This is a genomic window from Paraburkholderia sp. Cpub6 (assembly GCF_014201065.1).
Taxonomy (GTDB): Bacteria; Pseudomonadota; Gammaproteobacteria; order Burkholderiales; family Burkholderiaceae; genus Paraburkholderia; species Paraburkholderia tuberum.
The window spans coordinates 32,485-44,261 of record NZ_JACHDM010000026.1; the positions used below are offsets into that span (position 1 = coordinate 32,485).

Consider the following 11,777-nt stretch of genomic DNA (forward strand, 5'->3'; position numbering starts at 1 on the left):
CCTCACAGGCCGACGAAATGACGAATCCCACTGCGGGCTTGCTCGTCAAGCCGATCCATCTGGTCCCGTCCGCCGCGCGCGCAACGAGTCCGCTCGCGCAGCATCTGCGCAAAGCGCTGCGCGGCGACGTGCTGTTCGATCTCGCCAGCCGCGGCCGCTACGCGACCGATGCGTCGATCTATCAGATCACGCCGGTCGGCGTCGTGGTGCCGCGCGATCAGGATGACCTGCGCATCGCGCTCGAGATCGCGCGCAGCGAGAAAGTACCGCTGCTCGCGCGCGGCGCGGGCACGAGCCAGTGTGGGCAGACGGTCGGCGAAGCGCTGGTGGTCGATACGAGCAAGTGGCTCAACAACATCGTCGCGTTCGATGCCGACGCGCGCACCGTGACGGTCGAGCCCGGCGTCGTGCTCGATCATCTGAACGCGTGGCTGAAGCCGCATGGACTGTGGTTTCCGGTCGATGTATCGACGGCTGCCCAGTGCACGATCGGCGGCATGGCCGGCAACAACTCGTGTGGCTCGCGCTCGATCGAGTACGGCAACATGGTGCACAACGTCGACGCGATCGACGCGATTCTCGCCGACGGCAGCGAAGCGCGCTTCGCGTCGCTGCGCGAGCCGCCACAAGGTGAGCGCTTGCAGCAGATCGTTGCGGGCGTCACGCGGATCGCGCAGCGCGAGCGTGACGAAATCATCGCGCGCGTGCCGAAGGTGCTGCGCCGCGTCGCGGGCTACAACATCGATCTGTTCGATTGCCAGAATCCGCGCGCCTATACCGATGACGGCAGCGCGAACCTCGCGCATCTGCTGGTCGGCTCGGAAGGCACGCTCGCATTCAGCCGGCAGATCACGTTGAAGCTCGCGCCGCTGCCCGCGCACAAGGCGCTTGGCGTGGTCAACTTTCCGACCTTCCGGCAGTCGATGGCGCTCACGCAGCACATCGTCAAGCTGAAGCCGGTCGCTGTCGAACTCGTCGATCGCACGATGATCGATCTCGCGTTGAGCAATCCCGCGTTTCGTCCGGTGATCGAGAAGGCGCTGGTCGGCGAGCCGCAGGCGATTCTGCTCGTCGAATTCGCGGGCGAGGATCGCGACGCGCAGCTCGCGTCGCTGAAGCAGCTCACGGAGTTGATGGGCGAGTTGGGCCTGCCCGATGCGGTCGTCGAGATGGCGGACGCAAATGCGCAAAAAGCGCTGTGGGAAGTGCGCAAGGCTGGTCTCAACATCATGATGAGCATGAAGGGCGACGGCAAGCCGGTGTCTTTCATCGAAGATTGCGCGGTGCCGCTCGAACATCTGGCCGACTACACGAGCCGGCTGACCGACGTGTTTCATCGCCACGGCACCGAAGGCACGTGGTACGCGCATGCGAGCGTCGGTACGCTGCACGTGCGGCCGATTCTCGACATGCGCCGCGACGGCGCGACGAAGATGCGCGCGATCGCCGAGGAAGCGGCCGCGCTCGTGCGCGAGTACAAGGGCGCGTATTCCGGCGAGCATGGCGACGGGCTATGCCGTGGCGAATGGGTCGCATGGCAATACGGGCCGCGGCTCAACGAGGCGTTCAGCGAGATCAAGGCGCTGTTCGATCCGGACAACCGCTTCAATCCCGACAGGATCGTGCGTCCGCCGAAGATGGACGACGCGCGCAATTTCCGCTTTGCGCCGGGCTATCGCGAACAGCGCATCGAAACGGCGCTCGACTGGTCGACGTGGAACGTGAAGCGCGACCCGCTGACGGGCGCAGAAAGCGCGCCCGGTTGCGGCGACGATCTGAGCGGCGGCCTCGCGAAAGCGGTCGAGATGTGCAACAACAACGGCCACTGTCGCAAGTTCGACGCGGGCACGATGTGCCCCAGCTATCGCGTGACGAAGGACGAGCGACATTTGACGCGCGGGCGGGCCAACACGTTGCGGCTCGCGATTTCGGGGCAGCTCGGCGAAAGCGGGCTCGCGAGCGATGACGTGAAGGAAACGCTCGACCTGTGCGTATCGTGCAAGGGCTGCAAGCGCGATTGCCCGACCGGCGTCGATATGGCGAAGTTCAAGATCGAGGCGCGGGCGGCGCGTGTCAAGACGCATGGGGTGCGGCTGCGCGACAGGCTCGTCGCGTTCATGCCGCGCTATGCGGGCGCGGCGAGCCGCATGCCGAGGCTGCTGGCGCTCGCGGACAACGTGCCGGTGCTGTCGACGTGGTTCAAGCGCTCGGTCGGCTTCGCGACCGAGCGGAGTTTGCCGCGGTTCAAGAAGGCGTTTCTGGCCGATGCGGTGTCCGCCAAGCCTGCACGCAACGCTGCGCAGGCGTGCGCGCTGAAAGAAGTCCTGCTGTTCGTCGATACCTTCAACAATCACCTCGAGCCCGACAACGCGCGCGCCGCGCAACAGGTGCTCGAAGCGGCGGGCTACACGGTCCACTTCAATGCACGCCCGGGAGAGCGTCCCGTGTGTTGCGGCCGCACGTTTCTCGCGGCGGGTCTCGTCGACGAAGCGAAAGAGGAAGCGCGGCGCATGCTCGAGCTGTTCAGGCCGTTCGTCGAACGTGGCGTGCCGGTGGTGGGGTTGGAGCCATCGTGTCTGCTGTCGTTGCGCGATGAATTCCTGCAGTACGGCTTCGGCGAAGAGGCGCAGCGCCTCGCGCAGCACGCGTTTCTATTCGAGGAATTCCTCGTGCGCGAAGAAAAGGCCGGACGATTGCAGCTCGAATTGAAGCCGTTGCCGATGCAGCAGGCACTCGTGCACGGCCACTGCCATCAGAAGGCGTTCGACGCATTCACGCCGGTGCAGACCGTGCTGAAGTGGATTCCCGAATTGAAGGTATCGACGGTCGAATCGTCGTGCTGCGGCATGGCCGGCAGCTTCGGCTATGAAGCGGAGCACTACGCGAGCTCGCAGGCGATGGCCGAGCTGTCGCTGCTACCCGCGGTGCGCAAGCTGGACGCGGCCACGCTGATGGTCGCCGACGGCACTAGCTGCCGGCATCAGATTCACGACGGCGCGGGCGTCGACGCGATCCACGTCGCGCGCGTGCTGGCGATGGCGCTGCGATGACACGGAGCTAACCGCAAAGCGAAACTCAAACGCGAATCTCAAACACCGATAGCCTGCCGGAACCCACTCGGCGTCACCCCGACAGCCTCGCGAAATCGGTGACTAAAGTGACTCGCGTTCGCATAGCCACACTGCCCGGCGATCTGCGCGAGCGGCAACGTCGTCGTGCGCAGCAGCGTGCGCGCGCGATCGAGCCGCTGCCGCGCGATCCAGGCGGCGGGCGGCAACCCAAACGACTCGCGAAACATCCGCGCAAGATGAAACTCCGACAGCGCCGCGACACCCGACAACTCCCCGAGCGTCAACGGCTGCGCAAGATGAATGTCGATATAGTCGCGCAGGCGGCGCCGCGTCGCGGCCGACAGCCCGCCTTTCAGCGCCACGTTCGCGCGCCGTACGCCTTGGCCGCGCAATAGCAGGCTCAACACTTCGTGCGCGGTCTCGTTGGTGCGCAGCAGACCGTCGGGACTTTCCCACTCCTCGTTGACGAGCGACTGACACAGACTCGCAATGCGCGGGTCCTCGAAATAGGTGCGATCGGCGAGCGTCAGTTCGCGCGGTTCGCGGTCGAGCTCCTGCACCGCGCGTCGCGTGAAGTGCTCGGGCAGGAAGTACAGATGCATGAAGTGCATGTGGCCGCGCACCCACCAGCGCGATTCGTGATCGCCGGGCAGTGCGCACAGCCGCGACGGCGCGCCGTAGTGGCCCGGCATTTTCTGGCGCTCGGTGCGATAGCCGCCGTCCAGGTAGCACGACAGCGTGTGATGGCCGGGCCGTTCGTAGACGGTCTCGTCCTCCTTCGTGTCGCGAGTCCATAGCGCGATCGCGAGTCCGTCGCCGAGCCACGCGAAGCGGTCCAGATGCGCGTTCGCACTGGCGAGCGTGTGACAGACCGACTGCAGGCCAAAAGGCATGCCGGCGGTGGATATCACGGGGACGGACGGGGTGGGGTTCACGGCGGCGCGCGGAGGTTTTCCGGTGTACGGTGGTGGTTGAGCGGCCAGTATACGGCGCGTCCCGTCAGCCTGCGCATCGGCGCGAAAAAGTGCGCAATTTTGGACAATTGCGGGCGGCGGCGCGGTTCCATAGTCGGGCTTTCTTCCATGCTGCGCGTCATCGCAGTCCGTCATTGCAGTCTGAGGCCCGACCATGAATCTCCTCCTTTATGCCATCACCGTGCTGATCTGGGGCACCACGTGGATCGCAATCAAATGGCAACTCGGCGCGGTGCCGCCACCGGTATCGATTGCGTGGCGTTTCTGGATCGCCGCGCTGCTGATGTTCGCACTGGCGCGCATCATGCGCCGCCCGATCTGGCCGCCGCGCGACGCCTGGCGCTACCTCGCCGCGCAGGGTCTCGCGCTGTTCTGCCTGAATTTCCTGTGCTTCTACTACGCCGAACAGCTCGTGCCGAGCGGGCTCGTCGCGGTGGTGTTCTCGACCGCGCCGCTGCTGAACTCGATCAACGGGCGGCTGTTCATGGGCCGGCCTCTGCAGCCGAGCGCGATTGCGGGTGCGTTGCTCGGGCTCGTCGGCATCGTCTGTCTGTTCGTGCAGCAGATGGCCGGGCATCTCGGCGATCACACCGCATGGCTCGGGCTCGGCGTCGCGTTTCTCGGCACGCTGTGCTTCTCGGCCGGCAACCTGCTGTCGAGCCGCATGCAGTCGATGGGCCTGCATCCGTTCGCGACCAACAGCTGGGCGATGCTGATCGGTGCTGCCGTCCTGACGCTCGGTAGTCTGTTCGCCGGCTATTCGTTCGCGGTGGAACCGTCGGCGCGCTATCTCGGTGCGCTCGCGTATCTCGTGGTGTTCGGCTCGGTGATCGGCTTTACGGCGTACCTGATGCTCGTCGGCCGTATGGGCCCGGAGCGGGCCGCCTATTGCACGGTGCTGTTTCCGATCGTCGCGCTCGCGGCATCGACGCTGTTCGAGGGCTATCGGTGGTCAGCGCTCGCGGTGGTCGGTCTAATGCTCGTGGTGGCCGGCAATCTGGTGGCGTTCGATCTGACGCGGCGGATTTTCGAGCGTCGCCGGGCGGCGCGGACATGATGAGCGTCTCGCTCAAGGTGAGGATTTACAGGAGCAGAAAAAGCGACTGAATCTCTGATCGGTGAGTCTTTACGGGAACCGGTTTTTACCGGTTTCGTGAAGGAAAGACTGTGTCGGAAACCTGATTCGATGCAAATGGAATGAATTGGATGAATCGGCATTCAATAATCATTTTTTCATCAATAAATTTACTATTTTTATATGAGAGGATAAAACGCCAAATCTGATGTGCGCGTCTCGCGCCTCGCAAGGACCGACTGCCGTGAAGCCTTTCTCCCGCCTTGGCTTGGCCGTGGTGTTAATCCACAGCCTGATCTCGCCGAATGTTTCCGCGCAATCCCAATTGAATTACACGACCTCATGGATCGGTAATAGTTTCGGATTCGGCGACGGCAAATGGATGCAGCAGGATATTCAGGCCATTAGCGTCGGCGCCAATGGCACCGTTTATACGAATGCGCCGTGGGACGAAAGCGGCAGTGAAATCGCCGCCTATCGCGCGGGCGACAAGCTCGCGGTGGCCGGTTCGACGCATGGCTGGGGCGCGGCCGGCGGCGACGCGGTGGCCGTCAACCAGACGTACCTCTATGCGGCGATGTCGATCGGCAATGAGAACAATGCGCTGGTCGGCGCCGACTATCCGCCGGCCAATCAGACCTGGTACGGCATCACGCGACGCACGCTTGCGAATCTCGCGATCGGCGCACCGTTTTCCGGCGGCATCGGCAATAGCGCGAATGCGACGAAGAACAGTTTCGTCGCGGTCGATACGGTGAAGACTGGCACCGACGCGAGCATTCGCGGCCTCGCCGCAACCGACAGCGAGCTCTACGTGGCCGACACGCACGGCAACCGGATCGTCGTGTACGACGCGCAGTCCATGCAGCCGCTGCGTTCGTGGAGCGTCGCGTCGCCGGCCCGCATCGCGATCGACACCGACTCGACGCTGTGGATCATCAGCGGCTTCGGCACAGCCAATCTGAGCATCCTGCACTACCGCGCCGACGGCACCGCGCTCGCCGGTCCATTGACACTGCCCGCCGGCACCGTGCCGAGCGACCTCACAGTGACGCCATCCGGCCAACTGCTGGTCGCCGACAACGGCGTTTCGCAGCAGATCCTCGTGTTCAACAAGGGCGCTGGCGGCCAGATGCAGGCGGGCACGTCGATCGGCACGCGCAACGGCATTTTCCACCCGGTGCGCGGCGTGCCCGGCGATACGCGTTTCAACGGCATCTCCGGCATCGGCGTCGACGCGGCCGGCAATCTGTACGTCGCGCAAAACGGCGAGGGACCGCGCGCGCTGGGCTCGGCATCCGTAGGGCAGGGCGCAGTGCTGGAGAGCTACGTGTACGGCACGCGCGTGCTCAACTGGCGGCTCTACGGTCTGAGCTTCGTCGATAGCGGCGCGTTCGACCCGGCAACACCCGCTTCCATCTACACGGGTTCGAAGCGCTTCACGCTCGATTACAGGCAGCCGGTCGGCCACGAATGGTCGTATGCGGCGTTCACGCTCGATCGCTTCGATTACCCCGACGATCCCGCGTTTCACGAGCCACGCGGCGTGCGTGGCGAACCGATGGTGCGCAGATTCGATGGCCAGCGCTTTCTCTATACGCTCGATCCGGGCGCGCACTATCTGAACATCTATCGCTTCGATGCCGCGCATGGCGAGATCGCGATACCGTCGGGGATGCTCGCGCAGAATCCGCTGCCCGGCGCATGGCCCGCCGCGCAACCGACGTACGGCGAATGGCTGTGGCGCGACAGCAATGGCAATGGCGCCGTCGACGCGAGCGAGATCAGCGGCAATCCGTCGACCGGCAGCACGGTCGGCGACGGCTTCTGGTGGGTCGACGAACCCGGCAACGTGTGGCTTGCCACGCCATTGAGCGGCGTGCGCGAGATGCCGCTGCAAGGTCTCGACTCCGCCGGCAATCCGATCTACACGTACGCGAGTGCGAAGATGTTCGCGATGCCCGCGCCATTCACGCGGCTCGCGCGGCTCGTCTACGTCGCAGCGACCGACACGATGTATCTGTCCGGTTTCACGAGTGCGATTCCGTGGGACCCGACGCACTGGAAGGAAGCGGGTCCGGTGCTGTCCCGCTACGACAACTGGAGCAGCGGCAACCCGACGCTGACATACACGGTGTCGCTGCCGTGGAACACGCAAAGCGATCCGCAGACCACCACGGTCGGCGTCGCGGTGGCGGGCAACTATATCTTCGTTGCCGAGCTGTACACCGATCGCATCGACGTCTACGACGCGCGCAACGGCACGGCGGTCGGTTACATGACGCCGGGCGCGAGCGTCGGCGGCACGAGCGGCTGGGTCGACGTGTATCTCGGCATCAGCGCAGTGCAGCGCGATAACGGCGAGTACGTGGTGCTGGTCGAAGACGACGCGCGCGCGAAGCTGCTGATGTATCGCTGGACGCCTTGACGTGGATCGCTGTCGCGCCGAACACGAATAGACGGCGGCGCACGATCGGTATATAACAACTTTACCGACGCACTCAATGGAGCGATGTTCAATCATGACGCAAGACGTTTCTCCCAAGCCGCCCTCCGACGATCGTCCCGAGATCGAGCAGCTCGACGCGGCGCTCAGTCACGTCGATCAGCAGGTGTCGTCAGGCGGCATTGCGTCGGGCGCCGCGAAAGGCATTGTCTACAGTCTGATCGAAACGCTCGGTGCGCTGGTCGGCGATCCCGATCTGCCGGAGCACGCGCGTTCGGGTTACGAGGGACTGCTGGAGGCCGCGCGCGAGTTGCGCGCGAAGTTGGACCGCTGAGTGGACAGCTGAGTGGACCGCTGAACACGCGGGTCCGCTCCGGCGCAACCATCGTGCCGTCTGTTATACAAAAGCGCACTGTGTAACTCACCGTGCGCTTTTTTCATGCTCTCTGAAGCTCACGCCCCGAGCGCCACCTCTTCACCGCTCGTCTGCGCCAGCAACTGGTGAATCTGCGCGACCACGGCCGCGCCTTCGCCGACCGCCGCGGCCACGCGTTTCGTCGAACCGGCACGCGCATCGCCGATCGCATAGACGCCTTCGACCGTGGTCCCGAGATCGCACGCGGTGGCCGAGCCATCCGCGCTGATGCCGGTCAGCACGAAGCCTTTCGCGTCGAGCTGCACGCCGCAGGTACGCAGCCATTCAGTGTTCGGGTCCGCGCCGGTGAACAGAAACAGATGCCGGGTGTCGAAGTGATCGACGCCGCCGGGCAGCGGCCGCTTCAGCGCGACCGACACAAGCCCGTCCTCATCGCCTTCGAGCCGGCCGACTTCCGAATTCGGATGCACGAACACGTTCGGCAGCGAGCGGATGCGGTCGATCAGATAGCGCGACATGGTCGCCTCGAAACCGCTGCGGCGGATCAGTACGTGAACCTTGGCCGCGTGCGTCGCCAGATAGACGATCGCCTGGCCGGCCGAATTGCCGCCGCCAACCAGCACGACCTCCTGGCGCTTGCACAGCTTCGCCTCGACCGGCGACGCCCAGTAGTAGACGCCGCGTCCGTCGAAGCGCTCGAGCCCGTCGAGCGCCGGGCGCCGGTACACGGCGCCGCTCGCGATCACGATCGCCTGCGCGCTGATGTGGCCGCCGCATTTCAGCTCGAGCCGATACGGCGACTGCCCGCAATGCAGCGCTTTCACGTTGACTGGGATCGCCACGTGCGCGCCGAACTTCTGCGCCTGCACGAACGCGCGGCCGGCGAGCGCCTGGCCCGAGATGCCGGTCGGAAAGCCGAGGTAGTTTTCGATGCGCGAGCTCGCGCCCGCCTGGCCGCCCGGCGCGCGGCTGTCGAGCACGATCACCGAAAGTCCTTCGGAGGCCGCGTACACCGCGGCGGCAAGTCCCGCCGGCCCCGCGCCGACGATCGCGACGTCGTACACGTACGTGTCGTCGAGATCGGGCAGCATACCTAAGCGAGTGGCAAGCTCCGGCATGCTCGGATGACGCAGCACCGAGCCGTCCGGGCAGATCACGAGCGGCAGGTCCTCACGCTGCGCGGCGAACTGCTCGATCAGACGCAGCGCGTCTTCGTCGCGTTCGTCGATCACGGAATGCGGATGGCCGTTGCGCGACAGGAAGCCTTGCAGCGTCACGAGCCGTGCGTCGCTGCTATTGCCGATCAGGATTGGCCCGCCGGCGCCCTTTTCGATCAGCGACACGCGCCGCAGAATCAGCGCGCGCATGATGCGCTCGCCGAGTTCCGCTTCGGCGACGATCAGCGCGCGCAGGCGCTCGGGCGGAATCAGCAGCGCTTCGACGGGGCCGATCGCGAGGCCGTTCACGAGCGCGGGCTTGCCCGACAGTTGCCCGACCTCGGCCAGAAAATGTCCGGCGCCATGCTCGCCGATCAAGACTTCGCGGCCGATGCCGTCACGCTGATAGACCTTCACGCGTCCTTCGAGCAGCACGAACATGCCGGGCCCGGTGCGCCCGGTCTCGAACAGCAGTTCGCCGGACTTCCAGTGACCGATCGCGCCGAAGCGGCGCAGCCGGTCGATCTCCGCGCAGCTGAGCGCGGGAAACATCTGGTGCATGCGCGTCGACAGCGACGAAAAAGGCGCGTCGGCGACGACCCCCTGCTGTCCTTCCACCTCTTGAGTCGAAACGTCCTGAGTCGAAAGCATTGAACCGCTCCTTCGATATTCATTGCACGATTGAACGCGAGGCAACGCGATGCGCGCTCGCACGCCGGGACGAGCCGTGCCGCGCGCGTCAGGCGGACGATGCCGCCGCTGATTACGGCTAAACGGCTTTGGGCGCGATGTCGTCGACCGCGACTTCCGGCGGCGGCATCGCGGGCAGCGAGTCGACCGGCTTGCCCGAATCGCGCCAGGCTTCCATGCCGCCGCGCAGCGGCAGCACGTCGGAGAAGCCGGCTTCGTTGAGCTGCTTGGCCATCCATGCCGCGGAAATCTCGTTCGGGCAGGAGCAGTAGATCACGAGCTTCTGATCGTGCGCGTAGGTGGCGACGATGTCGTCGAGTTGCCGTTCATCGGCGAATTGCGCGCCGGGGATCACGAACGGATCGAGCTTGCGCTTCTCCTCCGAACGGATGTCGAACACGACCGGCGCCCGGTCAGCCGCGAACAGCTTCGCGAGTTCGTCGACCTCGATGCGCGCGGACGCGAGCTTCGCGATCAACTGACGGCGCCGGATCCACCGGTACACCGCGTACAGCACCAGCAACGCGACGACGACGAGCGCCGCCGTGCGCCCGAGCCGCCCGGCAATCGCGAACAGCATGTCGATCTGCCGCGCGAACAGCGCGCCGATGATCAGCCCGGTGCCGGACCACAGCGCGGCGCCAACGCCGTCATAGGTGAGGAAGGTGCGGTAGCGCGTGCCCATCGCGCCGGCCATCGGGATCGACACGATCGACAGCCCCGGCACGAACTTCGCGACCGCGAGCACGCGCACGCCCCAGCGGCCGAAGAAGCGCTCGGTCTTTTTCACGCAGGTGTCACGCGACAGCGACAGCCGGCAGATCGTCTTCAGCGTATTGCCGCCGTAGAGGCGGCCCGCGACGTACCACGCGCTGTCGCCGATCAGCGTCGCGAAGATCGACAGCACGAGGACCGGCAGCAGTTGCGTGCCGACCGAGCCGGGGTGCATCGCGGCCATCGCGCCGAACAGCACGAGCGACGGCATGGCCGGCACCGGCAGCCCGAGCGCGGCGGCCAGCACATTGAGGAAGACGAGCGCCGGTCCATATTGCGCGACGAGGTCATGTAGCATCGGTTTAACATCCGCGGCCCTTGCGGGCGCAGCGCGGTAAGGAATGCAAAGGGGAATGCAAGGATTATGGACGTATTTTCGAGACGTGCAACCGGCCCGGAAATTGGCCCGTCTTCTGGCTGCGATCAGGTCGCCCTATGTGGCCGCATGCCTCGATACACAAGCGTGGCAACCGCTTGTGACAAGTTGCTGAAGGCCGGGTAAGCGCGCTCGACAAGACGCGAAGGCGCTTGCAAAAACCCGTAGGAAAGCGGGGATTGGCGGCGTGAACGGAACAAACGGAAGCACGGCGACGCGCGCAGGCGCGCCCAATGCGGATAATCCCGCGCTGACGCGTCGAAGTGCGACGCAACCGGCGCGAGAGGCTGACGAGTCGCACGACGGTCACACCCGCCGCGCGCCTGCTTCACTGACGATGATTGTGCTGCTCGCCCGGCAACTCGGCGCCATGCGCGCGGATCGCGGCGATCAGCTCCGCGGGCGTGATTTCGTAGCGCACTTCGCGATGTATGCCCGGCTTGCGCTCATCGACCTCGATCAGCAGGATGCCTTTGCCGTCTTCGGTCGATTCGAGGCGCAGCGAGCGAAGTTCGCGCGCCGTTGCGTCGTCGTATTCGGTGAGCAGGGCCATTGACCCGGAGGACCCGGTGATGCGCATCGAAGTTGTCCTTGTTGCGTTGGTGATGGAACCATTGTACGGGGCGGACGGCGTGCCGTCTGCCGCGTCGTCGTGCCGTGTCGCGTCTGCCTCTGTCTCGCCGGGGTTTTAGTCGAGTGTGACGCTGCCGCTAGCGGATTCGCGGTTGCGGAGCGAGCAACCAGTTTAACGCGACTCCTCGTCGCGACGGACGCATTTTTCATGCCCCGCGGTGGCGCGACGTGCGTTCGGGTTTTGTCATGCGGGTGACGCGGGGGC

General features: G+C 65.2%; 8 protein-coding genes. 4 read left to right on the forward strand and 4 right to left on the reverse strand.

The features are described from left to right. The first annotated feature begins 17 nt into the window (after window positions 1-17). Window positions 18-3,050 carry an FAD-binding and (Fe-S)-binding domain-containing protein gene (locus HDG33_RS30055; protein ID WP_184037906.1) on the forward strand — a complete coding sequence of 1,011 codons (3,033 nt, stop codon included), beginning with the start codon at window positions 18-20 and terminating at the stop codon, window positions 3,048-3,050. Window positions 3,051-3,088: 38 nt separating this feature from the next. Here HDG33_RS30055 and HDG33_RS30060 read toward each other — a convergent pair whose 3' ends face one another. Beyond that, complete coding sequence (locus tag HDG33_RS30060; protein ID WP_090808206.1) at window positions 3,089-3,964, reverse strand: helix-turn-helix domain-containing protein; 876 nt, start codon at window positions 3,962-3,964, stop codon at window positions 3,089-3,091. Window positions 3,965-4,199: 235 nt separating this feature from the next. Between HDG33_RS30060 and HDG33_RS30065 the strand changes: the two genes are divergently transcribed. From HDG33_RS30065 to HDG33_RS30075, 3 genes are all read left to right on the forward strand, one after another. Continuing rightward, complete coding sequence (locus HDG33_RS30065; protein WP_184037909.1) at window positions 4,200-5,102, forward strand: DMT family transporter; 903 nt, start codon at window positions 4,200-4,202, stop codon at window positions 5,100-5,102. A gap of 262 nt (window positions 5,103-5,364) precedes the next feature. Continuing rightward, entirely contained in the window at window positions 5,365-7,548 is a 2,184-nt protein-coding gene (locus tag HDG33_RS30070) for a hypothetical protein (RefSeq protein ID WP_184037914.1), read from the forward strand. Between the two features lie 94 nt (window positions 7,549-7,642). Beyond that, window positions 7,643-7,900 carry a hypothetical protein gene (locus HDG33_RS30075; protein WP_018424067.1) on the forward strand — a complete coding sequence of 86 codons (258 nt, stop codon included), beginning with the start codon at window positions 7,643-7,645 and terminating at the stop codon, window positions 7,898-7,900. 119 nt (window positions 7,901-8,019) lie between these two features. Here the strand turns inward: HDG33_RS30075 and HDG33_RS30080 are convergent, their stop codons facing one another. From HDG33_RS30080 to HDG33_RS30090, 3 genes are all read right to left on the reverse strand, one after another. Further along, window positions 8,020-9,750 (reverse strand): cyclic nucleotide-binding domain-containing thioredoxin-disulfide reductase, encoded by a 1,731-nt coding sequence (locus HDG33_RS30080; protein WP_184037917.1) that lies wholly within the window; start codon window positions 9,748-9,750, stop codon window positions 8,020-8,022. 118 nt (window positions 9,751-9,868) lie between these two features. Continuing rightward, window positions 9,869-10,861 (reverse strand): DedA family protein/thiosulfate sulfurtransferase GlpE, encoded by a 993-nt coding sequence (locus HDG33_RS30085; protein ID WP_184037920.1) that lies wholly within the window; start codon window positions 10,859-10,861, stop codon window positions 9,869-9,871. A 406-nt stretch (window positions 10,862-11,267) separates the two neighbouring features. Next, on the reverse strand, window positions 11,268-11,519 hold the full coding sequence (locus HDG33_RS30090) for a hypothetical protein (protein ID WP_008921056.1): 252 nt from the start codon (window positions 11,517-11,519) through the stop codon (window positions 11,268-11,270). Window positions 11,520-11,777 lie beyond the last annotated feature (258 nt).